Genomic DNA, 24,401 nt, shown 5'->3' on the forward strand with positions numbered 1-24,401 from the left:
GCCGCCTTCGAGGGTCTTGGATCGTTGGCGATCAGCGTAGAAATGCCTGGACCCGCGGACCATGGGAGGAATCTCCCATTTCTGCCGGGCTCCGTTGCGTGGGCGCCGCAGCACGGAAACATCCACGAAACATGGTCTGCTCATGATGCTTTCGGGGCAGAGAAATGAAGGATTCGATGGCAGGGGCATACGGTCAGGTGCTGGGTAGCGCCGCGAGCATCGAGACGCGCGCGCACGAGATGCTCGATGCGCTGAGTGAACGGTCCGCGTCTTCGGCGTCGGCGATCTGCCTGTGGGACCCGATCCGGCGCCGCCATGTCGGTGTGGCCAATCACCACTATCCGGACGCGGTGATGCAGCATTTCAACAGTTGGTTCGTCGACGAGGACCCGCTGTTCGCCGCGATGCGGGTGCACGGACTCGGCGCGCTGCGGTGGCGGGATTTCCCGGATTACCGGCAGGGGTACTCGGTGAACAACGTGTTCCGGCCGGCCGGATTCGACGAAGGTCTGTCGGCCCGGTTGGTGACCTCCGAGGGCACCTACGTCGGCACCATCCACGTGAACTGTGACGATGCCCGGTATCCCAGCGACGCCGACGTCGCCGAGATCAATACGCTCCGCGCGCAGATGGCCGAGCAACTCGATTTCTCGCTGCGCCCGCGGATGGTCGCGGAGTTGATGGCGCCGGAGGCTCAGGCCTGGGCGGTCGACGGTGATGGGTTGGCACACCTACTGATTCACGGTGACACCTTCGACGGGCCGCTGGATCGGGGCCTGGTCGCGGATATGACATTGGCCGCGTGCGCACCGGGCCTGACGTTCCGGCCCGAGGTGACCCGATGGTGTGACGGAGCGGACTGGCTGCACGCCCGGTACATCAACACGGCGGCCCGATTTGCGCAGGACAGTCTGCGCGGGGTGGTGCTGGTGACCCGGGATCCGCTGCCGTTCGGCGTCACACCGCGTGAGCTCGACGCGCTGACCCTGGCTGCCTGCGGGTTGACCAACAATCAGATCGCGGCGCGGTTGTTCATCAGCGCGCGTACCGCGGGGCATCACCTGGAGAACGCGATCGTCAAACTGGGGGCGAGCAACCGCGCTTCGTGCGTGTCGATGGCGGTGGCGTGGGGTCTGGTGTCCGGTCGGGCGCTGCTCGACCTGTATCCGGCGGCTGCGCGCCGGCCGGCCTGATCGGCGCGCTATCCCATGTTGGGGTGCACGATGCGCATCTTGGCCGCGATCCGGGCAAGCGCCTTGCGATCGGTGGAGGTCAGCGGGTCCAGCACCAGTTCACGCACCGAGCGCACGTGCAGGGGCGCGGCCTCGATGACCAGCCGGTGACCGTCCTCGGTGAGCTCGGCCAGCGTGTAACGGCGTTCGTCGGGATCGGCGGAGCGGGTGACCCAGCCGCGCTGCTCGAACCGCTTGACGACGTTGGAAAGCCGCGACAGCGAACCGTTGGCCAGGAATGCCAACTCGCTCATGCGGATTCGGCGGTCGGGCGCCTCCGAGATATGGCTCAGCGTGAGGTATTCGAACAGCGTGAGGTCGACTGGGCGCAAGGCGGCATCAAGCTTGCCGGGGAGCAGCAGCATCACCGCGGCCAGACCTGTCCAGGCTTCTTTCTCTTCCGGCGAGAGCCACTTCGGTTCGTCATCCCGCGTCATGGAGGTACTTTAGCGCGCCCGGAATAACTTCACACGTGAAGTCATTCCAACTAGGGTGAGTTCAAGGATGAAGTAAAAGTGAGGATGCGCATGAGCGACGTCGAATTCTTCGTGACCCCTGGATACGGCGAGATGCTCCGGGAGACGCGCAACTACAGCCAGGCGGTGCGGATCGGGAACCGGGTGGAGATCTCGGGCCAAGGCGGCTGGGATGACGACCTGAACTTCCCGGAGTCGCTCAAGGAAGAGATCGTGCGGGCCTTCGACAATGTCGAACGCACCCTTACCGCAGCCGGCGCATCGTGGCGTGACGTGGTGCATGTGAACTCATATCACGTTGTCGCCGGCGATGATTCATTCGATGCGCACAACGAGGTCATGGTCGGGCAGTTCCGCGAGCGGATGGCCGACCGCACACCCATCTGGACCGAGACCGGTGTGACGGTCCTGGGCGCGGAGCGGATGCGCGTCGAGATTCGTGTCACCGCGATCATCGAGAACTGATGGGAGCCAACATGTCTCGAATTCTGCTCAACCCCGAAGACCACGTTCAGGTCCCCGCCTACCACCACGTCGCGGTGGCGACCGGAACCAGGCAGATCCATGTCGCGGGCCAGGTGTCCTGGGATGCCGACGGTGTCACCGTGGCCGCCGGGGACCTCGCCGGCCAGGTCGCGCAGGTCTTGCGCAATGTCCACAAGTCGCTACAGATCGCCGGGGCGACGTTCGCCGACGTCGTCCGCATCACCTGGTATGTGGTGGACTGGGAGCCTGGCAAGGCGGACGCCTTTCTCGCCGGACTGCAGCGGGCGGCAAGTGAATTCGGCCCGCAGACACCGCCGGCCGCGGTGATCGGGGTGAACGCGCTGTGGAGTCCGGACTTTCTGGTCGAGGCCGAGGTCACCGCCGTCATCGACTGACAGCGGGAATGTTTGACCGCCCGGACGCGCTGAAGGAGGTCATGACCTTCACTCTTGCCGCCGACGCCAAACTGCTCACGCCGGTTCGCGTCGGCGCCACCGAGGCGACCAACCGGATCTTCATGGCACCGCTGACCCGTTCCCGCGCCCAGTCCGATGCCACCCCGTCGGACCTGGCCGCGCTGTACTACGCGCAGCGGGCCGGGGCCGGCCTGATCATCAGCGAGGCCACCGCCATCTGCGAACAGGCGAACGGCGCGTATATGAACACCCCGGGCATTTACACCGACCGGCACCAGGCGGCGTGGGCCGAGATCGCCTCCGCGGTGCACGCCAAGGGCGGCAAGATGTTCGTCCAGCTCTGGCACGTCGGCCGGATGGCACACCCCGAGATCAGCGGCTTCGACGTGGTCGCGCCGTCGGCCATCGCCGCCGACGCCGTGACCCACACCCCATCGGGCAAGCAACAGCTGACGGTGCCGCGGGCACTTCGGGTCGACGAGATCGAGTCGATCGTCGGGCAGTTCCGCTCCGCCGCGCGCCGCGCCGTGGACGCCGGGATGGACGGGGTGGAGATCCACTCCGCCAACGGTTACCTGCTGCACGAATTCCTCTCCGATGTGGTCAATGTCCGCACCGACGGCTACGGCGGCTCCCCGGAGAACCGGGCCCGCTTCACCGCCGAGGTCATCGAGGCCGTCGCCGACGAGATCGGCGCCGACCGGGTCGGGGTGCGCATCTCTCCCGGAGGCACCGCCGGCGATATGCACGAGAACGACACCGTCAGCACCTACGAGGCGCTGCTGAACCGGATCGCCCCGCTGGAGATCGCCTACCTGCACGTGCTGATCGATCCATCCAGCCAGACGTTCGGGGCGCTGCGCGCGATCTGGAACGGCACCCTGGTAGTGAACACCGGCCGCGACACCGGCACCGATTTCTGCCAGCTGGAAAGCCTCGTCGACTGGGGTGCCGCGAGCGCGGTGGCGGTCGGGCGGACCTGGCTGGCCAACCCGGATCTGATCGACCGGCTGGTGCTCGGGGCGGAGCTGAACGAGCCGGATGTCAGCACGTTCTATGCGTCCGGGCCGGCGGGTTATATCGACTATCCGACGTTGGACGAGGTCCAGGAGGCTCGTACCGCCTGATTCTCCGCCGCTCACTGGCCACTTATTGCCCGCTTTCCCCGCGATTGCGTGCAGTAAGTGGCCAGTGGCGTTTCAGATGTAGGACGCCCAACCAACAGGTTGGTTTGGGCTTTTGCTAGGCTGCGCGACCAGTGGACTAACGTCCCGATGGACGTCCCCTGTCATCCACCCGAAAGGGAACAACACATGTCCGAAGCCTTCATCTACGAGGCGATCCGCACCCCGCGCGGCAAGCAGCGCGGCGGCGCCCTCAACGAGATCAAGCCCGTCAATCTGGTCGTCGGCCTGATCGACGAGATCCGCGCCCGCTTCCCCGACCTGGACGAGAACCTGATCAGCGACCTGATCCTGGGTGTCGTGTCCCCGGTCGGCGACCAGGGCGGCGATATCGCCCGCACCGCCGGACTGGTGGCCGGTCTGCCGGAGACCACCGGTGGGTTCCAGCTCAACCGCTTCTGCGCCTCCGGCCTGGAGGCCGTGAACCTGGGCGCCCAGAAGGTCGCCTCCGGCTGGGACGACCTGGTGCTCGCCGGTGGCGTCGAGTCGATGAGCCGCGTCCCGATGGGTGCCGACGGCGGCGCCTGGGCGTCCGACCCGGACACCAACTACCGCATCGGCTTCGTCCCGCAGGGCATCGGCGCCGACCTCATCGCCACCATCGAGGGCTTCTCCCGCGAGGACGTCGACGCCTACGCGGCCCGCTCTCAGGAGCGCGCGGCCGCAGCATGGTCGGGTGGCTACTTCGCCAAGTCGATCGTGCCGGTCAAGGACCAGAACGGTCTCGTCGTGCTCGACCACGACGAGCACATGCGCCCCGGCTCGACCGTGGAGAGCCTCGGCAAGCTGAAGACCGCGTTCGACGGTATCGGCGCCATGGGCGGCTTCGACGACGTGGCGCTGCAGAAGTACCACTTCGTGGAGAAGATCAACCACGTGCACACCGGCGGCAACAGCTCGGGCATCGTCGACGGCGCCGCCCTGCTGCTCATCGGTAACGAGGCGGCGGGCAAGTCGCAGGGCCTGACCCCGCGCGCCCGCATCGTGGCCACCGCCACCAGCGGTGCCGATCCGGTCATCATGCTGACCGGCCCGACCCCGGCCACCCGCAAGGTGCTCGACCGCGCCGGTCTGACCGTCGACGACATCGACCTGTTCGAGCTGAACGAGGCCTTCGCCTCCGTCGTGCTGAAGTTCCAGAAGGACCTGAACATCCCGGACGAGAAGCTCAACGTCAACGGTGGCGCCATCGCCTTCGGCCACCCGCTCGGCGCCACCGGCGCCATGATCACCGGAACCATGGTCGACGAGCTCGAGCGTCGCGGCCTCAAGCGTGCCCTGATCACGCTGTGTGTCGGCGGCGGCATGGGCGTGGCCACCATCATCGAGAGGGTTTAAGAGCATGCCAGAGAACACCATTCAGTGGGACCAGGATGCCGACGGCATCGTCACCCTGACGCTGGACGACCCGACCGGTTCGGCCAACGTGATGAACGAGCACTACAAGGAATCCATGCACAACGCCGTGGAGCGGCTGGTTGCTGAGAAGGATTCGATCACCGGTGTCGTCATCGCGAGCGCGAAGAAGACCTTCTTCGCCGGCGGTGACCTCAAGGCGATGATCAACGTCGGCCCCGACGATGCCGCGGCATCCTTCGCCGAGGTCGAGGCGATCAAGGCCGACCTGCGCAAGCTGGAGACGCTGGGCAAGCCCGTCGTGTCCGCCATCAACGGCGCCGCCCTCGGCGGTGGCCTGGAGATCGCGCTCGCCACCCACCACCGCATCGCCGCCGACGTGCGCGGTGTGGTGATCGGCCTGCCCGAGGTCACCCTGGGCCTGCTGCCCGGCGGTGGCGGCGTGGCCCGCACCGTGCGGCTGTTCGGTATCCAGAAGGCCTTCATGGAGATCCTGAGCCAGGGCACCCGCTTCGCCCCGGCCAAGGCCAAGGAGATCGGTCTGGTCGACGAACTGGTCAAGTCCGTCGACGAGCTGATCCCCGCCGCCAAGAAGTGGATCAAGGACAACCCCGAGGGCGGCGTGCAGCCCTGGGATGTCAAGGGCTACAAGATGCCCGGCGGCACCCCCTCCTCACCCGGCCTGGCCGGCATCCTGCCGTCCTTCCCGGCGCTGCTGAAGAAGCAGCTCAAGGGCGCCCCGATGCCCGCACCGCGGGCCATCCTGAACGCCGCCGTCGAGGGTGCGCAGGTCGACTTCGACACCGCCACCCGCATCGAGAGCCGCTACTTCGTGCAGCTGGTGACCGGGCAGACCGCCAAGAACATGATCCAGGCGTTCTTCCTGGACCTGCAGGCCATCAACGGCGGCGCCTCGCGGCCCGACGGGATCGCCCCGCAGGAGATCAAGAAGATCGGCGTGCTGGGCGCGGGCATGATGGGCGCCGGTATCGCCTACGTGTCGGCCAAGGCGGGTTACGACGTCGTGCTCAAGGACGTCAGCCAGGAAGCCGCCGACAAGGGCAAGGCGTACTCCGAGGGCCTGGAAGCCAAGGCGCTCAAGCGTGGCAAGACCACCCAGGAGAAGGTCGACGCGCTGCTCGCCAAGATCCACCCGACCGCCGATCCGGCCGACCTCAAGGGCGTCGACTTCGTCATCGAGGCCGTCTTCGAGAACCAGGAACTCAAGCACAAGGTGTTCCAGGAGATCGAGGACATCGTCGAGCCGAACGCGCTGCTGGGTTCCAACACCTCCACCCTGCCGATCACCGGTCTGGCGACCGGTGTGAAGCGCCAGGAGGACTTCATCGGGATCCACTTCTTCAGCCCCGTCGACAAGATGCCGCTGGTGGAGATCATCAAGGGTGAGAAGACCTCCGACGAGGCGCTGGCCCGGGTGTTCGACTACACCCTGGCGATCAAGAAGACCCCGATCGTGGTCAACGACAGCCGCGGCTTCTTCACCAGCCGGGTCATCGGCACCTTCGTCAACGAGGCCCTGGCCATGCTGGGCGAGGGTGTCCCGGCCGCCACCATCGAGCAGGCGGGCGCCCAGGCCGGTTACCCGGCCGCTCCGCTGCAGCTCTCCGACGAGCTCAACCTCGAGCTCATGCAGAAGATCGCCGGCGAGACCCGCAAGGCGGCCGAGGCGGCAGGTGAGACCTACGCGCCGCACCCGGCCGAGGCCGTGGTCAACAAGATGATCGAGATCGGTCGTCCGTCGCGCCTCAAGGGTGCCGGCTTCTACGAGTACGTCGACGGCAAGCGTGTCGGCCTGTGGCCCGGCCTGAAGGAGACGTTCAACTCCGGATCGACGGACATCCCGCTGCAGGACGCCATCGACCGGATGCTGTTCGCCGAGGCGCTGGAGACCCAGAAATGCCTCGACGAGGGTGTGCTGACCTCGACCGCCGACGCGAACATCGGCTCCATCATGGGCATCGGCTTCCCGCCGTACACCGGTGGTTCCGCGCAGTACATCGTCGGCTACGAGGGCCCGCTGGGCGTCGGTAAGGCCGCATTCGTGGCCCGGGCCAAGGAACTGGCCGCCCGCTACGGCGACCGCTTCAACCCGCCGGCCTCGCTGGAGGCCTAGCCTTCACCGATAGACCAGGAACCCCCGGGCCCACCGTCCTCGAAGCGGCGAGCCCGGGGGTTTCTTGCTGTCGACCTCCGGTCCGGTGCCACGCCGTGCGCGAGCCCGTGGCCGGTGTGCAGGCCCGCGACGAACGCGGCGACAGTGCGGAAACGCTTGCGTGTGTTCGTCATGCCATCGACGATGCCGGGTCTGCGCCGCCGCGAACAGTGGCACTGGTGCCGCTCTTCGATAAGATAGTGACATGCATACCGTGGCGATCCTCGCCTACGACGGCATGACCGGCTTCGAATCGGGCCTGGCCGCCGAGATCTTCGGGATGGCCGAACTGCCCGGGAAGTTCTCCGCGGGCGTCGCGCCACCCGGTTACGCGGTGCAGCTGTGCTCGGAACAGTCCGAGGTGCGGATGCTGGGCGGGGCGGTGCTGCGCACCTCCTACGGCATCGACGATCTGGCGGCCGCGGACACCGTGCTGATCCCCAGCGTGCGCGACGTCGGCCAGCCCCCGTCCGCCGGGCTCGTCGAGGCCATCCGCGCCGCCGACGACCGGCAGGCGCGGCTGGTGTCGATCTGTTCGGGGGCCTTCGCGCTGGCCGCCGCCGGGGTACTTAACGGACGCGCGGCGACCACCCACTGGATCTACGCCGACCAGTTGCAGCGTCAGTACCCGGACGTCGACGTCGATCCGGCGCCGCTATATGTGGACAGCGGACGGGTGCTGACCAGTGCCGGCTGCGCCGCAGGGCTGGATCTCTGCCTGCACATCGTGCGCACCGACCACGGGATGCGGGTCGCCAACGATGTGGCGCGGCGGCTGGTCATCTCACCGCACCGGGCCGGCGGGCAGGCGCAGTACATCGACACCCCGGTGCCCGAGCCGGCTGCCGACGGCCGCATCGCAGCCGGAATGGCTTGGGCCCTGGAACATCTCGATCGGCCCATCACCCTCGATGAGCTGGCCGAGCGGTCGGGCATGTCGCGGCGCAGCTACCTGCGCCAGTTCGCGAAGGCCACCGGCACCACGCCCATCAAATGGCTCATCGAACAGCGTGTGCAGGCCAGCCTGGCGCTGCTGGAGTCCGCCGACCTGTCCATCGAGCAGATCGCGGCTCGGGTCGGGTTCGAATCGCCGGTGACCTACCGCCATCACTTCACCCGGCAGATGCACACCACGCCCAGCGACTACCGCAGTTGCTTCACCGGCTGAGGCTGCCACAATGGGGCGGTGACCGAAAGCTTTACCGAAAGGTTTGCGGCAAGGTTGGCCGGCTACGGCGACCGGCCGTGTATCGAATTCGAGGGCCGCTGGTTCTCCGGTGCCGAGGTCGCCGGCTACGGCACACGGCTGGCCGGCCTGCTCGACGACGCCGGACTGGACGCCCGCGCGCCGGTGGGGCTGGTGGTGCGCAACCGGTATGCGCACGCCGCGGCGACCATCGGGCTGCTGGCAGCCGAACGGCCGGTGGTGATGATCTATTCCTTCCAGTCGCCCGAGGCGATCGCCGCCGATATCGAACGCCTCGACGTCGCGGCAGTGCTCGCCGATCCCGAGGACTGGACCGCCCCGGTGGCCGTCGCCGCCGAACGGATCGGGGCGGCAGGGGTGGAACTGGGCCGTCGGGCGCCCGCCTTGACGGGCGTCGGGGAGCCGCGGCCACGTCAACCGGTCGACGGCGCACTGGCCATCCTCACCAGCGGGACCACCGGTCCGCCAAAGCGATTCGTGGTCCGTGCCGCGGTGCTGGAACACACCGTGTTCAGCGTCACCGGGGGACAGGCCGCGCCCGACGAACCCCCGGAACTGGTCTACTGGCCCCTCGGCGGGATCGGCGGCGTCTGCCAACTGGTCACCGGCATCTACGTCGGCAAGCGCATGGTGCTGATGGAACGCTTCAGCGTGCCCGCCTGGGTGCAGGTGGTGAAGACCCACCGGCTGCGCCGGGTCGGGGTGCAACCCGCGGTGGTGCGCATGCTGCTGGAGGCTGACCTGCCCGCATCGGACCTGGCCTCGCTGCAGTACGTGATGAGCGCCTCCGGCCCGCTGGATGTCGCCACCCGGGACGCCTTCGAGCAGCGTTACGGCGTTCCCGTGCTAACCGCTTACGGTGCAACGGAATTCGCCGGTTCGGTGTGTACCTGGACACCGGATCTGTACCGCGAGTTCGGGGCACGCAAACGCGAGAGCTCGGGCCGGGTGCTGCCGGGGGTGCAGGTGCGCATCGTCGACGCCGACACCGGTGCCGAGGTGCCGGTGGGGCAGTCGGGCATCCTCACCGCTCAGGTGCCGCTGCTGGGCCCGGACTGGGTGCGCACCACCGACATCGCCTCCATCGACGACGACGGGTTCATCACCCTGCACGGCCGGGCGGACGGGGCGATCAACCGCGGCGGCTTCAAGATCCTCCCCGAAACGGTGCGGTCCGTGCTGATCTCACACCCCGAGGTGCGCGACGCCGGGGTGGTCGGCGTGCCCGACGAGCGATTGGGCGAGGTCCCGTTCGCCGCCGTGGAGACCGTCCCGGGCGCCCGCGTCACCGAGCACGATCTGCTCGCCGCCGTCCGGGAGGCGCTGCCCGCGCACCACGTGCCCGTCGCGGTGGCATTGGTCGACGAACTGCCCCGCACCCCGTCGCTGAAGGTCAGCGTGCCCGGGGTGGCGGCGTTGTGCCGACGCGCGCCGTAGACCAGGGTGGAGGCATGCCCGGTGTGACGTCGCTTGCCGGTGCCGACGGCAGATTACTCGGCCGACAGCACATCCGGTTGCTGCGCATCTATCTGGGCGCGACGACATTCCTCTACACCTACGGTGTGGTGTTCACGGTGTTCCCGGTGCGGACCGATCTGGCATACGGAAATCCGGTGGGCGGCATGATCGCCATCGTCCTGGGCGTGCTGGCGCTGATCCAGCTCGCGGTCCGCCCGAACCACACCGCCTTCGCCACCGGCGTCGCGATCATCGCCACACCCATCGTGATGGCCTTCCACGTCAGTATCACCGCGGAGTACGTCTGCCTGATCGCCCCCATGTTCCTGGCGATGTATCTACGTGCCTTTCATCCGACCCGCCGGGCATGGGCGCTGATCGGCATCCTCATCCTGGCCTGCGTGGCGGCGGTCGCCGTCGCTCCGGCGCCACACGTCGGGTTCATCACCTTCCTGATCATCGTGGTGGCCATCGTCGGCGCCGCGGAGTCGTTCGGATTGCTGATGCGCGCGATGTTCACCGCCGCGTGCACCGACCCGCTCACCGGAGTGTTGAACCGGGCCGGCTGGGAGATGGCCACCGCGCAGCTGATCGCCCGGTTCCGTTCGGAGCCCGTGCCCGTCACCGTCATCGCCCTGGACATCGACGGCCTCAAAAGTCTCAACGACACCTACGGGCATCTGGCCGGGGACCGCCGAATCACCGAGTACGCGCAAGCCTGGACGCGGGCCGTACCGCGGGACGCGGTGGTGGCCCGGCTGGGCGGCGACGAGTTCGCCATCTGTGTCGTGCACCCGCGCGCTGCGACCGTGGATGGCCTGCTCGACGCGATCCGGACGCAGACACCGGGGGTCAGCATCGGCACGGCCACCGATCCGTTGGTCTCCGCGGATGTCGCCGGGCTGTACGCCCGCGCCGACGCCGCGCTCTACCGCGGCCGGGGCACCCCGCTGCGCGACGAATTAGATCCCTTTTAGAAGCCGCCCAGGTCGGCGGACACCCAGTGTTGCGGCTTCAGGTACACCGCGACGCTGGGGCCGTGCTCCCGGCGGGCCATCTCCAGATACGGTTCGACCTGCTCGGGCAGCAGGTAGCGCCTGGTCATCTCGACGAGTTGCTCGTCGGTGCCTTCCTCGATGCGGCTGACCGCGCCGTCCACCGCGACGTAGCGCACGGTGGGTTCGAGCCGGTCGACCATCAGCGAGCAGTAGCCGGCGGCCTCGATCAGCCGGTGCTTACGGGACCCGGCACCGGTGAGAAACCAGGGCTGGCCGCCGGGGGAGTACTGGTACCAGATCGGCACGGTCAGCGGACCGCGGGCATTACCCGTGCTCACCGACAAGGCGGCGACATGGGGCTCGGCGAGAAACTCTTCGCGTTCTTCCCGAGACAGCGCCATGGGTCAGAGGCAGGGCGTGAAGAAGAGCAGCTTGGGCCCGCAGAGACCCGACTTGCCGAACCTCGGCAGGCCGATCTTCGGGTGCGGGATGCCGAGCTTCGGCAGGCCGACCTTCTTCGGAAGGATGCGCGGGTGCGGGGGCATCTTCAGGTTCGGCAGCTTGGGCAGGCCGATCTTCGGGGACGGCAGCGCGCGGGCCACCTGGGCGACGTCATTGGCCGCGGAGAAGGTCTGGGCCACGCCGGCCCCGGTCGCGCCGGCCATCCGGGCACCGGTGCCGAAAGTGCCGAAGGTGGCGCCGGTGCCCCGCAGGATGGCGTACGTCGAGGCCAGGTCGGCCGCGGCGGAGGTGGCCAGCACCGGCCAGCCGACCACGGTGTCCACCGTGCCGACCACCGAGTTCCACACCCGGGTGCCCTCGGGGATCATCTGAGCCTGCTTGGCCAGCTGCCAGGCGCCGCCCATCTGCTCGGGGGTGAGCTTGGCGACGGCCGGGGTCTCGGCCTTCTGCAGCGCGGCCGACAACAGCGACTGGCACTTGCCGGTGTCGGAGTTGCGGACCTGCGACTTGTTGCAGTTGTCCACGCAGCTGCCGTTGAACTCGGACTGGCCCGCACCGCACGTGGTCTCGGCGGCGCTGGGTGCCGCAGTGGCGACCGAAATGGCGGCCAGCGGCATCAGCGCGGCGAACGTTGCGGCCGCAAGGCGACGTTTGAAGGCGGTCATGACCAGTCCTCAGCATTGGTACAGCGAATGTTTCCACAGAGTGTAGACGATTTAAGAATGGGCCGGGTGGGCATAGAGTTTGTCCCTATGCGCTTCGGACTGTTCATTCCGCAGGGTTGGCGACTCGACCTCGTCGACATTCCCACCGATAAGCACTGGTCAGTGATGCGAAACCTGGCCACCTACGCCGATAACAGCACGTGGGACTCGGTGTGGGTGTACGACCACTTCCACACCGTCCCGGTGCCCACCGATGAGGCCACCCACGAGGCCTGGAGCCTGATGGCGGCCTTCGCCGCGGTCACCGAGCGGGTCGAGCTGGGGCAGATGTGCACGGCCATGAGCTACCGGAATCCGGCGTATCTGGCAAAGGTGGCCGCCACAACGGACGTCATATCCGGTGGTCGGACCCAGATGGGAATCGGCGGCGGCTGGTACGAGCACGAGTGGCGCGCCTACGGCTACGGATTCCCGTCCGCCGGTGAGCGGCTGGGCCGTCTCGACGAGGGCGTGCAGATCATGCGGGACGCCTGGCGGGACGGCCGGGTCACCTTCGACGGCAAGTACTACCAGGTCGACGGCGCCATCGTCGCCCCCAAGCCGCTGCAGGACGGGGGCCTGCCGCTGTGGATCGCCGGCGGCGGTGAGAAGGTCACCCTGCGCATCGCCGCCAAGTACGCGCAGTACACCAACTTCAGCTCCAATCCGGACGAGTTCACCCGCAAGTCGCAGATCCTGGCCGAGCACTGCCGCGATGTCGGCACCGACTACGACGCGATCGTCCGGTCGGCCAACTTCAACGCCGTCATCGGCAGCTCGGAATCCGAGGTCAAGGACCGGCTGGCGCGCACCCGGGCCCGGCAGGTCAGCCGGGCCGGTGAAGCGGCGGTCGACGCCATGCTGGCCAACGTCGCCTCACCGGATTCGGCGACCGGCACCCCCGAGCAGGTCGTGGCGCGGCTGCAGCGGCTGCGCGACCTGGGTTGCGAGTACGCCATCCTGTATTTCCCGGAGGCTGCCTACGACCGGTCCGGCATCGAACTGTTCGAGCGTGAGGTCATCCCGGCGCTCAGTTAGGGACCGGGCTGACCTGGTAGTGCGCGATCCGCCAGCCGTCCTCGGTCTCGGTGACCAGCACACCCAGGTTCAGCGCGATGCCGGACCCGTCGGCGAAGGTGAAGTCGGCCCGTGTGTAGCCGAAGACCACCCGATCGGCGGGCCGGCGGACCTGCAGAATCCGGTACCGCACGGTCAACCCGCGCGGCTGCGACGCGTAGTAGTCCCGTACTCCGGCCCGCCCGACGGTATAGGGCCGCAGCCCCTGGAAGATGGCGTCCTCGGTGAACACCTGAGCCACCCGGTCCGGCTCGTGGCCGTCGATACCCGCCTGCCAGACCTCCAGGACGCTGCGCAGTATTTCCTCGTCATTCACGATCAGTGCCCCGCTGCCTGGCCGCCGTCGACGTGCAGGATGTCGCCGGTGACGAAGTCGGCGTTCTCCAGGTAGAGCACCGCGTCCACCACATCGGACGGTTCGCCGATCCGCTTCTGCGGGTTCAGTTCGGCCAGCGCCGCGTACTCGTCATCGGAGTGCATCGGCGTGCGGATGATGCCGAGCGCCACGGCGTTGACCCGGATGCCGCGGGCCGCATACTCGACCGCCAGTGATTTGGTGGCGGCGTTCAGCCCGCCCTTGGTCAGCGAGGCGAGCACCGACGGGGCGGCGGTGGTGGCCTGGTCGACGAGACTGGTCGAGATGTTGACCAGGTGCCCACCGTGTTCGGCCATCGCGGAGACCGCGGCGCGGGATACCTCGAAGAATCCGCGCAGGTTCACCCCGGTGATGGCGTCGTAGTCGGCGTCGGTGTACTCGCTGAACGGTTTGGCGATGAAGATGCCGGCGTTGTTGACCACGGTGTCGACGCGCCCGAACCGCTCCAGTGCGGCGTCGATGATGCGCTGGCCGACACCGGGCTCGCTGATATCGCCGGGCACCGCCAGCACCATCGGGTCGGCACTGTCGCCGATGCGGCGGGAGTTGGCGACCACGGCGTAACCGAGCTTGCGGTAGCCCTCGACCAGTGCGGCGCCGATGCCCTGGGATGCGCCGGTGATGATCGCGACGCGGGTGGAATCGTTCATGAGCTGAGCCTTTCTAGGGGTGATCTGTTCGCCTCAACCGCATTCAAGGCCGCGCCGATGCCTGGTTGATAGGACCGGAAAACTCGCTGGTGGTAGCTCGGGCCTATTAGGCTTCACCGGGTGGAACTGCGGCAGCTGCGGTACTTCGTCACCGTCGCCGAGGAATTGAACTTCGGCCGGGCCGCCGAGCGGCTGCGCATCGCGGGACCGTCGCTGTCCCAGCAGATCAAGGCGCTGGAACGCGATCTGAAGGTGCAGCTGTTCGACCGGGACCGCCGGTCGGTGGCGCTCACCCCGGCCGGCACCGCACTGCTGCCCGATGCCCGTTCCCTGGTGCGACAGGCCGACGAGTTACGCAGGCGGGCAACGAATCTGGCGACCGACGATCCGGTTCGCATCGGATGTGTGAACTGGTGCCCGGTCGACTGGTCCGAGCGGGCCGCCGGGGTGGCGACCTTGCGCGTCGACACCTGGGTGATGCCCTCGCACGCGCAAGCCGCGCGCGTCGCCGACGGCAGCCTTGACCTGGCGATCTGCTGGGTGCAGAACGAGGACCTTCGGTCGCTGGATCTGGCGGCCCGTCTTGTCGGGGTGGACCGGCTCTACGCGCTGTGTCCCGGCGCCGACGGTTCGCCGGTGCAGGCGAAAGACACCGTCGTGTTGATTGATGCCGATACCGCGAGCTGGTCGTCGTGGAACCGCTACGCCGAGCAGTTCGCCGACGACACCGGTGCTCGTCTGATGCGCACCGATGACGGCGGCGTCACCGGCCCGACATTCTTCGATCACGTGCGCAAGTTGGGCCGGCCGGTGCTCAACAATCCCAAGGGTCAGAACGACACCGAGGCCAGTGATCTGGTCCGCCGCCCGGTGACCGACCCCGTGCCGGTGTGGACCTGGTCGCTGGTGTGGCGGCGGGATGAGGACCGGACCGCGGTGCTCTCGGTGGTCGAGGCCTTCACCCGCGATGTCGGGGATCTCGGTATCGACGCCGGTGTCTGGCTTCCCGCCGATGACCCGTATCGCCGCGCAGACCAACCCAGCCACTGAGACCGCATACGGTCAGCCCTGACCGCGGACCTCCCAGCTGTGAGCCGCAACCTATCAACACCCGGGATGGGTGCCGCGATCAAACATGTTGAGACCGACCAGAGAAGGGAGAACGTCATGAACGAGAACATCACCGTCCTGGTCACCGGCGCCAACCGCGGGCTGGGGAGGAAGATCGCCGAGGAGTTCGTCGCGCGTGGTGCCAAGGTGTACGCGGCCGCCCGGCGCCCGGAGACTGTCGATGCAGCGGGCGTCATACCGGTACAACTGGACATCACCGACCCCGAATCGGTCCGCAACGCCGCCGAGATCGCCTCCGACGTCACCGTTCTGGTGAACAACGCCGGTATCTCGACTCGGGCCGGTCTACTGACCGGGCAGATCGAGGATGTGCGCGCCGAGATGGAGACGCACTACTTCGGCACCCTGAACGTCATCCGGGAGTTCGTGCCCGTCATCGAACGCAACGGCGGCGGCGCGATCCTCAACGTGCTGTCGGTGCTGTCCTGGATGCACCCGGCCACCTCGGGCGCCTACGCGTCTGCGAAGGCGGCAGCCTGGGCGCTCACCGATGCGGTCCGCGATGAGCTGGCCCCACGCGGGATCACCGTGGCCGCATTGCATGTCGGCTACATGGACACCGATATGGTCAGTTACGTTCCGGCAGAACAGAAGACGGATCCCGCGGTGGTTGCCCGGCAGGCGGTGGACGGGGTACTCGCCGGGGCGGCCGAAATCCTGGCCGACGACTCGGCTCGACGGGCCAAGGCGGCCTTGTCAGAGGTGCGATAGTAGAGGTCATGGAGAAGATCTCACTCACCGCGCTGGCGCGTGAGCATCTGGAAAAAGCCCGCGCTGCCAGCAGCGGGCGCAGCGCGCACACCGTCTACGGCGGCCACGAGCACAGCCTCCGCCAGACGCTGCTGGCGCTGACCGCGGGCAACGGACTCGACGACCACGAAAGCCCCGGCGAGGCGACCCTGCAGGTGCTGCAGGGCCGGATCCGGCTGTCCACCGACGAGGCGGGCTGGGAAGGTTCAGCCGGTGATCATCTGGTGGTGCCGCGGACTCGGCATGCGCTGGCCGCGCTCGAGGACTCGGTGATCGTGTTGACCGTCGTCAAGCAGGTCGGGCCGCACATCTAGAAGGGGCTCGAGTTGGACTGCCACTTGGCTTCTTCGGGACGTGCCCCGAAGCGGCGGGCGTAGTCCTCGTGAAGGCGCGCGTTCTTCTCGCGGTTGATCTCGTCGACCAGGTTGGGGTTCAGGCCGTGCTGGGCGAGGCGATGCCGGCGCCACACCTTGTTGAGCACGAACCCCATGATCAGCGCCCACACGTAAATCGGCACCGTCATCTCCAGGTGCACGTACAGCGAGGCCGGCAGCAGCCAGAGCGGCGCAAGGATCAGCGCCGGCGGGATCGCGTAGCGAATCATGTGCCGACGGATCGCACCGGGCCCGGCCAAATCGTTGGCCACCCATTCCCGCATCGAATCGGGCAGGCGCTTCCCGTAGGCATAGAGGAGGCGTTGAATTCGGGTGGGTTGTGTGGCGGCCATGATTTACATCGTACCCTAACTATTAGTGGGCTACGTAGTACGCTGTGGGGATGACCACTGTTCTGCCTGCCGCCGGTAGCGATGTCGATCCACTCGCCCTGGAGCGCCAGGTGTGCTTTGCGCTGGCGGTCACCAACCGCGCCGTGCTGGCCGTCTACCGCCCCCTGCTGGAACCGCTCGGGCTCACCCATCCGCAGTATCTGGTGATGCTGGCGCTGTGGGACAACGCCAAGGCGGGTGCCGACGCACTGTCGGTCAAACAGATCGCTGCGCTGCTGCAGATGGAGCCGGCCACGACCTCGCCGATGCTCAAACGGCTGGAGGCCCTCGGGCTGGTGGCGCGTACCCGCAGCGCCGCCGACGAACGGACCATCCTGGTCAGTCTCACCGCAGACGGGGCGGCGTTACGTCAACGCGCCCTGGATATTCCGCCCGCGGTGGTGGCCCGCCTCGGCGTCGAACTGTCCGAACTGGAGCACCTGCACTCGGTGCTCACCCGGATCAACACCGCCGCGCTGGCCGCCGGCGCGCTGGACGTGAACTAGATCGCCGGGCCCAGCAGGTCGTCCGCGTCTTTGATGACGTAGCCGTAACCCTGCTCGGCCAGGAAGCGCTGCCGGTGCGCGGCGTACTCGGCGTCCAGGCTGTCGCGAGAGACCACCGAATAGAACACCGCACCGCCGCCGTCGTGCTTGGGGCGCAGCAGCCGGCCCAATCGCTGGGCCTCTTCCTGTCGGGACCCGAACGTACCCGAAACCTGAACGGCCACAGACGCTTCCGGTAGGTCGATGGAGAAGTTCGCCACCTTGGACACCACCAGCGTCTTGATCTCCCCGCGGCGGAACTGGTCGAACAGCTCCTCGCGCTCGGCGTTCTTGGTCGACCCCTGGATCACCGGGGCGTCCAGTTCCTGGCCCAGTTCGTCGAGCTGGTCGAGGTAGGCGCCGATCACCAGGGTCGGTTCGTCCTTGTGCCGCTCCAGGATCGACTTCACCACCGCGATCTTCGTGTGCGCGGTGGAACACAGCTTGTAGCGCTCCTCGGGCTCGGCGGTCGCGTAGATCATCCGCTCGTTGTCGGTCATCGTGACCCGCACCTCGATGCACTCGGCCGGTGCGATCCAGCCCTGGGCCTCGATGTCCTTCCACGGCGCGTCATAGCGCTTCGGCCCGATCAGGGAGAACACGTCACCCTCGCGGCCGTCCTCGCGGATCAAGGTCGCGGTCAGGCCGAGCCGACGGCGCGACTGCAGATCGGCGGTCATCCGGAACACCGGAGCCGGCAGCAGGTGCACCTCGTCGTAGATGATCAGGCCCCAGTCGCGGCTGTCGAACAGTTCCAGGTGCTTGTACTCACCCTTGGTGCGCCGGGTGATCACCTGATAGGTGGCAATGGTGACCGGGCGGATCTCCTTGCGCTCCCCGGAGTACTCGCCGATCTCCTCCTCGGTCAGCGAGGTCCGGGCGATCAGCTCACGCTTCCACTGCCGGCCCGCCACGGTGTTGGTGACCAGGATCAGCGTCGTCGCCCCGGCCTTGGCCATCGCGGCAGCGCCGACCAGCGTTTTACCCGCACCGCAGGGCAGCACCACCACGCCGGACCCGCCGGCCCAGAACGATTCGGCGGCCATCTCCTGGTAGTCGCGCAGCGCCCAGCCGTCCTGGGCCAGGTTGATCGGATGGGCCTCGCCGTCGACGTAACCGGCCAGGTCCTCGGCCGGCCAGCCGATCTTGAGCAGCATCTGCTTGACCCGGCCGCGCTCGCTGCCGTGCACGATCACCGTGTCGTCGTCGATGCGCGCCCCCAACATCGGGGCGATCTTCTTGTTGCGCAGCACCTCCTCGAGCACCGCGCGATCCAGGCTGACCAGCGTCAACCCGTGCGCCGGATGCTTGATTAGCTGCAACCGGCCGTAGCGGGCCATGGTGTCGACGATGTCGACCAGCAGCGGCTGCGGTACCGCGTAGCGCGAGAAGTTGACCAGGGCATCGACCACCTGCTCGGCGTCGTGCCCGGCGGCGCGGGCATTCCACAGCGCCAGCGGGGTGATCCGGTAGGTGTGGATGTGTTCGGGAGCGCGTTCAAGCTCGGCGAACGGGGCGATGGCCGCGCGCGCGGCACCGGCGAGTTCATGGTCGACTTCGAGCAGCACCGTCTTGTCGGACTGCACGATCAAGGGGCCCTCGGTCACGAGCGACCCTCACGTTGGGAGATCATCCCATCCATTATCCAGAGTCGGCCGACACCACGGATGTCACGCGGTGGATGGCAAACTCCCGGACCCGGCCCGAGGCGGGATCGAAGGCGGTCAGCTGGCCACCGCGGATGTTGATCGGCGACACCACCCGCTGGGTGGCCACCCCGGCCGGGTCGACATAACCCATCACCACCGACGTCTGCTCCAGCGCCGCCTGCTGCAACAGCGCCACCAGCACCGCGGGGTCCAGTCGCTCGCCGGATCGCGGGGCCGCGGCCACACTGCGCATCACCGCGACGATCGCACCCAGGGTCTGGGTCGGCGGCGCGGTCAGCGGCCGGAACACCCGGCGGCGCCCTGGCGCGGGCACCCGGGCGCCGCGGGCCCGGATATCGACGACGGCCCCGGTGGAATCCTCGGCGGCGGGCACGAAACCACCGGCCCGCAGCGCGGCCAGCACATCGCCGATGGCGGCCTGCGACACCGCCACGGTCGGTGCCAGGATCCGCAGCTCCAGCGGCTCGGCGGCCGACGACGCCACCGCCTGCGCCAGCAGCGCGGGGTCCTCACATCGCACGAACGACGCCGCCATGCCGACCCGCAGCTGCCCGTGCCGGCGCGCCACATCGTCGATCAGGTACGTCAAACCTTGCGGCACAGGTGTTTTCGAGTGTTTCTCGAAGAAGGCGTGCAGGCCGCCCGCGGTCTGCCCGGCGTCGAGCGCCCGCCGGATGGACGGTTCGCTGATCCGGTAGACCATCGCCGCCCCCGCCGACTCGACGGCGGCCACCGCGTCGAGTTGTTCGGCGAGTTCGCGGATCAGCGGGCCGGGAACCACCACGGTCAGATCGGCCTGCAGCAGGAAATGATCCAGCGGTGCCGGCAGCACCTTGGCCATCGCGTTGATGACCTCTTCGGCGGCGTCCTCGGTGCGCTGGGCCAGCAGCATGCGGGCCGGCGTCGCAATCGCCCCGCGGCCGACCAGCCCGACGGCGTGCGCCTCGCGCAGCAGATTGGTCACCGGCTCCAACTGCAGCCGCGCCGCCCAGCGGGGGCGCTGCCACATCATGGCCTGCGCCGCCGACTCGGGCTCCACGCCCGCGCCGGGCGGCAACCCGTTGAGCACCGTCAGCAGCAGCCGCCGGTCCAGCGGGGCGGCGGTGGAGTACAGCGCATCCGAGAGCACCCCGAACGGTTTGCCGTCCGGCCCGCGGCTGCCGATCAGGCTGGGCCGGGCCGGCAGGTTCAGCCAGGTCCAGGCGATCAGATGCCAGCGCGCGGCGGTGGAGATCTCGACGAACCGGTCCGCCGCGATCGTCGGCGCCCAGTACGGCGGGTTGCCGTCCGGGGGCTCCGGATCGGGTGTGCCCGGGGCGATCAGCCCGGCCGCGGCGGCCACCTCCAGGATCAGCCCGAGCCGCTGCTCGTCGATTCCGGTGGTCTTGGTGAGTTTCTTGACCTCACGGACCCCGAGCCCGCCGGCCTTCAGCTCGGGCACCGGCGCGGCCGACAGCGCCTCGATGAGCACGTCGACCTCGCGCAGCAGGTCGATCGCGGCGCCCGCGGCGACCGAGTCGACATCGGCCTGGGTGGTGGTGTGGCGGGTGGGGTCCGGTGTGGTGAGCCCGACCGGGCCCGGCAGGTCACCGCGCATCACCTGCGCGACGACCCGGGGCAGGATCACGGTGTCCGCGGCCTCGCTGGGGATGCGGTGCAGCAGCCCGTCGGCCAGCAGCCGTTGGACGGGCCGGTCCGGGTCGGTGCCCGGGATGGCGTCGCGGGTGCGCCCGACCGGGGAACCCTCGACGAGGCGGGTGAGCAGTTCGCGGGACGGCTCGTCGAGGCCGTCGAGCAGCGCCGGGATCTCCTCGGCCGCCAGGTCCGGCTGATCGGGGACAGCCTGCCCCGGGTACCAGGGCAGGCCCGCGGCCACCTCGGCCACAACCCGCAGCGCATCCTCACCCCAGATCAGGGCGCGGTCCTGCAGTTCGGCGAGCGCGGCCTTCAGCTCGGCCTCGTCGGCCCGGTCACCGATGAACTCCAGCAGCATGTCCCGGGGCACCGGTGCGGTGTTCGCGTGCAGCACCAGCAGCGCGTCCAGCACCGCGAGTTGCAGGAAGTTCAGCCCGTCGGTGGCGGCCTTGACCGACTGGCGGGCCTGGGCCCGCGCCGCGAGTGCGGCGATGGTGCCGGGCGGCGGCTGGGTCAGGTCGGGCCGGCATTCGAGCAGCCGGACCAGGCTGTCGTCCGGCAGTTCGGCCAGCCAGACGCCCAGCGGCACGGTCTGGACGGGATTGGTCATTGCTTGACCAGCCTAAAGCAGCGTCCCGCTCTCGCCACCGCTCGTAGTACCTGCCACAATGTCAGGCGTGGCAGACAAGCAGCAGTACGTCGACAATGGCTGGCCCGAGGTCGCCGATGGTGATCATGCGGTGAGCGAGCTCGTGAGTGACCGCACCGGGTCGTTGTCCCCGTTCGGTGATGTGACCTTCCCGTTGCCCGCAGATCAGCTGCCCTATCTGCATCCGGTCACCGTCGTCAACAAGTAACCGGTGAGCGGGCTCTCGCACCTCGACGAGTCGGGCGCGGCACACATGGTCGACGTCACGGCCAAGACCGCCACCAAGCGCACCGCCGTTGCGCAGGGTGTGGTGCGGACCCGCGCCGACGTCATCGACCTGATCGCGGGCGGTGGCCTGCCCAAGGGTGACGCGCTGCCGACGGCGCGCGTCGCCGGGATCATGGCGGCCAAACGGACCAGCGATCTCATCCCGCTCTGCCATCAGCTGGCACTGACCGGCGTCGACGTCGACTTCGCCGTCGACAAGACCGACGTCACCATCACCGCCACCGTGCGCACCACCGACCGCACCGGCGTCGAGATGGAGGCGCTGACCGCGGTGAGCGTGGCCGCCCTGACCGTGTACGACATGATCAAGGCCGTCGACCCGGCCGCGCGCATCGAGGACATCCACGTGCTGCGCAAAGAGGGCGGTAAGACCGGAACCTGGCAGCCGTGAGGACCGCCCGGGTGATCATCGCCTCCACCCGCGCGGCCACCGGCGTCTACTCCGACCGCACCGGGCCGGTGATCGTGGACTGGCTGACCAGCCGCGGCTACGACGTGCCCGCCCCGGTGGTGGTCGCCGACGGCAGCGCGGTCGGCGAGGCGCTGCAGGCCGCGTTCGACGCCCAGGTCCAGGTCATCATCACCTCCGGCGGCACCGGAATCTCACCCACCGATCGCACCGCGGAGGCCACCGCCGCGCTCGTCGACTTCCAGATCCCGGGACTGGCCGACGCGATCCGGCGCTCCGGGCTGCCGCAGGTGCCGACCTCGGTGCTGTCCCGTGGTGTCTGCGGCGTCCGCGGGCGCACACTGGTCGTCAACCTGCCGGGTTCGACCGGCGGGGTGAAGGACGGGCTCGGAGTGCTGGCCGACGTCCTCGACCATGCCGTGGACCAACTGGCCGGGGGAGACCATGTCCGCTGACGTTGTGCGGGTCGGCCTGTCCGCCGACCCGATCTCGCTGACCGAACACGAGGACCTGGTGGCCCACGCCGCTGCCGGCGCCGTCGTGGGATTCGCCGGTGTCGTCCGCGACCACGACGGTGGGCGGTCGGTGACCCGCCTGGAGTACGAGGCGCATCCGTCGGCGCTGCAGACCCTCACCGACGTCGTGCACGAGGTCGCCGCGGAGTGTGAGGGTGTGCGGGCGGTCGCGGTCAGCCATCGCATCGGCGATCTGCGCATCGGGGACGCGGCGCTGGTCGTCGCGGTGGCCGCCGATCACCGGCGGGCGGCGTTCCAGACCTGTGCGCTGCTGGTCGACGTCGTCAAGGACCGGCTGCCGGTGTGGAAGCACCAGCATTTCGCCGACGGGTCCGATGAATGGGTCAACTCGGCCTAGCGCCCGGCCGGAAATCCGGCCCAGAAACACCGAAGCCGCACCCCCGGTGGGAGCGCGGCTTCGGAATCGATCGTCTTACGGGGCCGGCAGCGGCGCGGGGGCCGGCAGCGGCGCACCGGGAGCCGGGGGAGCAGCCGGCGGCGCGATGACCGCGCCGGGCGGCAGTTCCGGAGCGGTACCGGTCAGCGAGCGCTGGGTGGCCACCGCGAGCAGGGCGTCGCGGCCGGAGATCTGCTGGGACTGCACGGCGTTCCAGATCTGGCGCAGGTAGCTGACGTTCGCACTCTCGTCGGGCAGCGCGTTCGGATCCATGGTGGTGCCGGGTGCCAGGTTCTCCGGGCTGATCAGGTGCGGGACACCCTCGGCCGGGATCGGCAGCTCGCCGGAGATCGCCTGGTTGGCGACATCCATCACCGGCTGCGGCACCGCGACGCCGTTGAGCGGGGCCAGCGGATCGGGTGCCGGAGCGGCGATCGGGGCCGGGGCGGGTGCCGGAGTCGGGGCCGGTGCCGGCAACACGGGCTCCTGCGGAAGCGGGGCGTCGTGCAGGGCCCACAGCTGAGGCTGGTCGGCCGGGGCCGAGTCGGCCGCGACATCCCAGTCGGCGACCTGGATGATCGGCAGCGAGGCCAGCTGCTCGGGCGTCAGCGGCGCGTCGAACACGACGGGCGCGGCCGGGGCCGGGGGCAGCGGGGCGTCCACCGGAGGCATCGGGGCCGGGGGCAGCGGTGCGTCGATGGGCAGCGGGGCCGGAGCGGCCGCCAGGGCGACGTCGGCGGGCGGGGCCGGGGGCAGCGGTGCCTCGACGGGCAGCGGGGCATCCAGCGGAGCGGCTACCGCCACCGGAGCGGCCTCGGGGGCCGGCGGGAGCGGGGCGGGGGCCGGCGGCAGGGGCTCGGGAGCCGGTGCCGGGGGCAGCGGGGCGTCCAGCGGCATCGGGGCCGGAGCGGCGAAAGCATCGAACGGTGCGGGTGCCGGCGGAGGCGGCGGCGGGAGCTCGCCGTTGATCAGCGGGTTGTCCAGTGCCTGGGGGGCGGGCTCGTTCACCACGTTGCGCGGGGTGGCACCGGACAGGCCGCGTCCGCACGTGGGCCATGCGCCCTTGCCCTGGCTGGCCAGGACGCGCTCGGCAACGGCGATCTGCTCTTCCTTGGTGGCCAGGTACGCGGTCGGGGCGAACTCGCCGCCGCCGTGACCGGACCAGGTGCTGGGGGAGAACTGCAGCCCACCGTGGTAGCCGTTGCCGGTGTTGATGGCCCAGTTACCGCCGGACTCGCAGCTGGCGACGGTGTCCCATTCGCCGTCAGTCGCGGCGCCGGCCTGACCGGCGAGGGCCAGGCTGCCGCCGCCGATGACCGCACCGGTGAAGGCGATTTTGGCGACGCTTACGGAAGATGTCGTGGGCTTACGGTGCCGTCCACTCATGAAAC

The 24,401-nt window shown here is 68.8% G+C and carries 27 protein-coding genes; 18 read left to right on the plus strand and 9 right to left on the minus strand.

Features of this window, described 5'->3' with window-relative positions; genetic code table 11:
• Positions 1-176: 176 nt before the first annotated feature.
• Entirely contained in the window at positions 177-1,193 is a 1,017-nt protein-coding gene (locus tag V4U86_RS03860) for a helix-turn-helix transcriptional regulator (protein WP_395309971.1), read from the plus strand.
• Between the two features lie 8 nt (positions 1,194-1,201).
• On the opposite strand, the gene V4U86_RS03865 is transcribed toward V4U86_RS03860, so the two are convergent.
• Entirely contained in the window at positions 1,202-1,669 is a 468-nt protein-coding gene (locus tag V4U86_RS03865; RefSeq protein WP_395309972.1) for a MarR family winged helix-turn-helix transcriptional regulator, read from the minus strand.
• A gap of 90 nt (positions 1,670-1,759) precedes the next feature.
• Here V4U86_RS03865 and V4U86_RS03870 point away from each other — a divergent pair, with 90 nt between their 5' ends.
• The 8 genes from V4U86_RS03870 (at position 1,760) to V4U86_RS03905 (ending at position 10,965) form a co-directional block, all read left to right on the plus strand.
• Positions 1,760-2,173: a Rid family hydrolase gene (locus tag V4U86_RS03870; RefSeq protein ID WP_395309973.1), complete on the plus strand. Its 414-nt coding sequence runs from the start codon at positions 1,760-1,762 to the stop codon at positions 2,171-2,173.
• A gap of 11 nt (positions 2,174-2,184) precedes the next feature.
• Positions 2,185-2,589 (plus strand): RidA family protein, encoded by a 405-nt coding sequence (locus tag V4U86_RS03875; RefSeq protein WP_395309974.1) that lies wholly within the window; start codon positions 2,185-2,187, stop codon positions 2,587-2,589.
• 41 nt (positions 2,590-2,630) lie between these two features.
• A complete protein-coding gene (locus tag V4U86_RS03880; protein WP_395309975.1) occupies positions 2,631-3,737 on the plus strand; it encodes an alkene reductase in 1,107 nt (368 codons plus the stop codon).
• Between the two features lie 186 nt (positions 3,738-3,923).
• Positions 3,924-5,132, plus strand: a complete 1,209-nt coding sequence (locus V4U86_RS03885) for an acetyl-CoA C-acetyltransferase (RefSeq protein WP_395309976.1) — start codon at positions 3,924-3,926, stop codon at positions 5,130-5,132.
• A 4-nt stretch (positions 5,133-5,136) separates the two neighbouring features.
• Entirely contained in the window at positions 5,137-7,284 is a 2,148-nt protein-coding gene (locus V4U86_RS03890; protein WP_395309977.1) for a 3-hydroxyacyl-CoA dehydrogenase NAD-binding domain-containing protein, read from the plus strand.
• 244 nt (positions 7,285-7,528) lie between these two features.
• Positions 7,529-8,491, plus strand: a complete 963-nt coding sequence (locus V4U86_RS03895) for a helix-turn-helix domain-containing protein (protein ID WP_395309978.1) — start codon at positions 7,529-7,531, stop codon at positions 8,489-8,491.
• Between the two features lie 18 nt (positions 8,492-8,509).
• The gene (locus V4U86_RS03900; RefSeq protein WP_395309979.1) at positions 8,510-9,967 is read left to right on the plus strand and encodes a class I adenylate-forming enzyme family protein; all 1,458 of its coding nucleotides are present in this window, start codon (positions 8,510-8,512) and stop codon (positions 9,965-9,967) included.
• Between the two features lie 14 nt (positions 9,968-9,981).
• Positions 9,982-10,965 carry a GGDEF domain-containing protein gene (locus V4U86_RS03905; RefSeq protein ID WP_395309980.1) on the plus strand — a complete coding sequence of 328 codons (984 nt, stop codon included), beginning with the start codon at positions 9,982-9,984 and terminating at the stop codon, positions 10,963-10,965.
• Here the strand turns inward: V4U86_RS03905 and V4U86_RS03910 are convergent.
• Both V4U86_RS03910 and V4U86_RS03915 read right to left on the minus strand, forming a co-directional pair.
• Positions 10,962-11,387, minus strand: coding sequence for a pyridoxamine 5'-phosphate oxidase family protein (locus V4U86_RS03910; protein ID WP_395309981.1), 426 nt, complete (start codon positions 11,385-11,387; stop codon positions 10,962-10,964). The genes V4U86_RS03905 and V4U86_RS03910 overlap by 4 nt on opposite strands.
• 3 nt (positions 11,388-11,390) lie before the next feature.
• The gene (locus tag V4U86_RS03915; protein WP_395309982.1) at positions 11,391-12,113 is read right to left on the minus strand and encodes a hypothetical protein; all 723 of its coding nucleotides are present in this window, start codon (positions 12,111-12,113) and stop codon (positions 11,391-11,393) included.
• Positions 12,114-12,200: 87 nt separating this feature from the next.
• On the opposite strand from V4U86_RS03915, the gene V4U86_RS03920 reads away from it, so the two are divergent.
• Complete coding sequence (locus V4U86_RS03920) at positions 12,201-13,190, plus strand: LLM class F420-dependent oxidoreductase (RefSeq protein WP_395309983.1); 990 nt, start codon at positions 12,201-12,203, stop codon at positions 13,188-13,190.
• On the opposite strand, the gene V4U86_RS03925 is transcribed toward V4U86_RS03920, so the two are convergent.
• Both V4U86_RS03925 and V4U86_RS03930 read right to left on the minus strand, forming a co-directional pair.
• Positions 13,183-13,545 (minus strand): SgcJ/EcaC family oxidoreductase, encoded by a 363-nt coding sequence (locus V4U86_RS03925; protein WP_395309984.1) that lies wholly within the window; start codon positions 13,543-13,545, stop codon positions 13,183-13,185. The two genes, V4U86_RS03920 and V4U86_RS03925, sit on opposite strands and share 8 nt — an antisense overlap.
• A 2-nt stretch (positions 13,546-13,547) precedes the next feature.
• On the minus strand, positions 13,548-14,255 hold the full coding sequence (locus tag V4U86_RS03930; protein WP_395309985.1) for an SDR family NAD(P)-dependent oxidoreductase: 708 nt from the start codon (positions 14,253-14,255) through the stop codon (positions 13,548-13,550).
• A gap of 120 nt (positions 14,256-14,375) precedes the next feature.
• Here V4U86_RS03930 and V4U86_RS03935 point away from each other — a divergent pair, with 120 nt between their 5' ends.
• From V4U86_RS03935 to V4U86_RS03945, 3 genes are all read left to right on the plus strand, one after another.
• Positions 14,376-15,305, plus strand: coding sequence for a LysR family transcriptional regulator (locus V4U86_RS03935; protein WP_395309986.1), 930 nt, complete (start codon positions 14,376-14,378; stop codon positions 15,303-15,305).
• Between the two features lie 117 nt (positions 15,306-15,422).
• Positions 15,423-16,097, plus strand: coding sequence for an SDR family oxidoreductase (locus tag V4U86_RS03940; protein ID WP_395309987.1), 675 nt, complete (start codon positions 15,423-15,425; stop codon positions 16,095-16,097).
• Between the two features lie 8 nt (positions 16,098-16,105).
• A complete protein-coding gene (locus tag V4U86_RS03945) occupies positions 16,106-16,450 on the plus strand; it encodes a cupin domain-containing protein (RefSeq protein WP_395309988.1) in 345 nt (114 codons plus the stop codon).
• Here V4U86_RS03945 and V4U86_RS03950 read toward each other — a convergent pair.
• Positions 16,447-16,863: a DUF5313 domain-containing protein gene (locus V4U86_RS03950; RefSeq protein WP_395309989.1), complete on the minus strand. Its 417-nt coding sequence runs from the start codon at positions 16,861-16,863 to the stop codon at positions 16,447-16,449. The genes V4U86_RS03945 and V4U86_RS03950 overlap by 4 nt on opposite strands.
• A gap of 50 nt (positions 16,864-16,913) precedes the next feature.
• Between V4U86_RS03950 and V4U86_RS03955 the strand changes: the two genes are divergently transcribed.
• Positions 16,914-17,408, plus strand: a complete 495-nt coding sequence (locus V4U86_RS03955) for a MarR family winged helix-turn-helix transcriptional regulator (RefSeq protein WP_395309990.1) — start codon at positions 16,914-16,916, stop codon at positions 17,406-17,408.
• Here the strand turns inward: V4U86_RS03955 and V4U86_RS03960 are convergent.
• Together V4U86_RS03960 and V4U86_RS03965 are read right to left on the minus strand one after the other, a co-directional pair.
• Positions 17,405-19,054: a DNA repair helicase XPB gene (locus V4U86_RS03960; RefSeq protein WP_395309991.1), complete on the minus strand. Its 1,650-nt coding sequence runs from the start codon at positions 19,052-19,054 to the stop codon at positions 17,405-17,407. The two genes, V4U86_RS03955 and V4U86_RS03960, sit on opposite strands and share 4 nt — an antisense overlap.
• A 34-nt stretch (positions 19,055-19,088) precedes the next feature.
• Positions 19,089-21,362, minus strand: a complete 2,274-nt coding sequence (locus V4U86_RS03965; RefSeq protein WP_395309992.1) for a helicase-associated domain-containing protein — start codon at positions 21,360-21,362, stop codon at positions 19,089-19,091.
• 58 nt (positions 21,363-21,420) lie between these two features.
• Here V4U86_RS03965 and V4U86_RS03970 point away from each other — a divergent pair, with 58 nt between their 5' ends.
• From V4U86_RS03970 to V4U86_RS03985, 4 genes are read left to right on the plus strand one after another with little or no spacing between them, the layout of a single operon-like run.
• Positions 21,421-21,609 (plus strand): hypothetical protein, encoded by a 189-nt coding sequence (locus V4U86_RS03970; protein ID WP_395309993.1) that lies wholly within the window; start codon positions 21,421-21,423, stop codon positions 21,607-21,609.
• Between the two features lie 3 nt (positions 21,610-21,612).
• Complete coding sequence (gene moaC, locus V4U86_RS03975) at positions 21,613-22,080, plus strand: cyclic pyranopterin monophosphate synthase MoaC (protein WP_395309994.1); 468 nt, start codon at positions 21,613-21,615, stop codon at positions 22,078-22,080.
• Positions 22,077-22,553 carry a MogA/MoaB family molybdenum cofactor biosynthesis protein gene (locus V4U86_RS03980; protein WP_395309995.1) on the plus strand — a complete coding sequence of 159 codons (477 nt, stop codon included), beginning with the start codon at positions 22,077-22,079 and terminating at the stop codon, positions 22,551-22,553. The genes moaC and V4U86_RS03980 overlap by 4 nt, the downstream gene beginning before the upstream one ends.
• Entirely contained in the window at positions 22,543-22,971 is a 429-nt protein-coding gene (locus tag V4U86_RS03985; protein WP_395309996.1) for a molybdenum cofactor biosynthesis protein MoaE, read from the plus strand. Before V4U86_RS03980 ends, V4U86_RS03985 begins: the two co-directional genes overlap by 11 nt.
• Before the next feature lie 75 nt (positions 22,972-23,046).
• On the opposite strand, the gene V4U86_RS03990 is transcribed toward V4U86_RS03985, so the two are convergent.
• The gene (locus tag V4U86_RS03990; RefSeq protein WP_395309997.1) at positions 23,047-24,396 is read right to left on the minus strand and encodes a transglycosylase family protein; all 1,350 of its coding nucleotides are present in this window, start codon (positions 24,394-24,396) and stop codon (positions 23,047-23,049) included.
• Between the last annotated feature and the right edge of the window lie 5 nt (positions 24,397-24,401).

The sequence above is a fragment of the Mycobacterium sp. AMU20-3851 genome, from assembly GCF_043974665.1.
Taxonomy (GTDB): Bacteria; Actinomycetota; Actinomycetes; order Mycobacteriales; family Mycobacteriaceae; genus Mycobacterium.

Excerpts from the sequence above, each read along its gene's own strand:
- V4U86_RS03860 (WP_395309971.1), top strand. The coding sequence starts at position 177 with ATGGCAGGGGCATACGGTCAGGTGCTGGGTAGCGCCGCGAGCATCGAG.
- V4U86_RS03865 (WP_395309972.1), bottom strand. The coding sequence starts at position 1,669 with ATGACGCGGGATGACGAACCGAAGTGGCTCTCGCCGGAAGAGAAAGAA.
- V4U86_RS03870 (WP_395309973.1), top strand. The coding sequence starts at position 1,760 with ATGAGCGACGTCGAATTCTTCGTGACCCCTGGATACGGCGAGATGCTC.
- V4U86_RS03875 (WP_395309974.1), top strand. The coding sequence starts at position 2,185 with ATGTCTCGAATTCTGCTCAACCCCGAAGACCACGTTCAGGTCCCCGCC.
- V4U86_RS03880 (WP_395309975.1), top strand. The coding sequence starts at position 2,631 with ATGACCTTCACTCTTGCCGCCGACGCCAAACTGCTCACGCCGGTTCGC.
- V4U86_RS03885 (WP_395309976.1), top strand. The coding sequence starts at position 3,924 with ATGTCCGAAGCCTTCATCTACGAGGCGATCCGCACCCCGCGCGGCAAG.
- V4U86_RS03890 (WP_395309977.1), top strand. The coding sequence starts at position 5,137 with ATGCCAGAGAACACCATTCAGTGGGACCAGGATGCCGACGGCATCGTC.
- V4U86_RS03895 (WP_395309978.1), top strand. The coding sequence starts at position 7,529 with ATGCATACCGTGGCGATCCTCGCCTACGACGGCATGACCGGCTTCGAA.
- V4U86_RS03905 (WP_395309980.1), top strand. The coding sequence starts at position 9,982 with ATGCCCGGTGTGACGTCGCTTGCCGGTGCCGACGGCAGATTACTCGGC.
- V4U86_RS03910 (WP_395309981.1), bottom strand. The coding sequence starts at position 11,387 with ATGGCGCTGTCTCGGGAAGAACGCGAAGAGTTTCTCGCCGAGCCCCAT.
- V4U86_RS03915 (WP_395309982.1), bottom strand. The coding sequence starts at position 12,113 with ATGACCGCCTTCAAACGTCGCCTTGCGGCCGCAACGTTCGCCGCGCTG.
- V4U86_RS03920 (WP_395309983.1), top strand. The coding sequence starts at position 12,201 with ATGCGCTTCGGACTGTTCATTCCGCAGGGTTGGCGACTCGACCTCGTC.
- V4U86_RS03930 (WP_395309985.1), bottom strand. The coding sequence starts at position 14,255 with ATGAACGATTCCACCCGCGTCGCGATCATCACCGGCGCATCCCAGGGC.
- V4U86_RS03940 (WP_395309987.1), top strand. The coding sequence starts at position 15,423 with ATGAACGAGAACATCACCGTCCTGGTCACCGGCGCCAACCGCGGGCTG.
- V4U86_RS03945 (WP_395309988.1), top strand. The coding sequence starts at position 16,106 with ATGGAGAAGATCTCACTCACCGCGCTGGCGCGTGAGCATCTGGAAAAA.
- V4U86_RS03950 (WP_395309989.1), bottom strand. The coding sequence starts at position 16,863 with ATGGCCGCCACACAACCCACCCGAATTCAACGCCTCCTCTATGCCTAC.
- V4U86_RS03955 (WP_395309990.1), top strand. The coding sequence starts at position 16,914 with ATGACCACTGTTCTGCCTGCCGCCGGTAGCGATGTCGATCCACTCGCC.
- V4U86_RS03965 (WP_395309992.1), bottom strand. The coding sequence starts at position 21,362 with ATGACCAATCCCGTCCAGACCGTGCCGCTGGGCGTCTGGCTGGCCGAA.
- V4U86_RS03970 (WP_395309993.1), top strand. The coding sequence starts at position 21,421 with ATGTCAGGCGTGGCAGACAAGCAGCAGTACGTCGACAATGGCTGGCCC.
- V4U86_RS03985 (WP_395309996.1), top strand. The coding sequence starts at position 22,543 with ATGTCCGCTGACGTTGTGCGGGTCGGCCTGTCCGCCGACCCGATCTCG.
- V4U86_RS03990 (WP_395309997.1), bottom strand. The coding sequence starts at position 24,396 with ATGAGTGGACGGCACCGTAAGCCCACGACATCTTCCGTAAGCGTCGCC.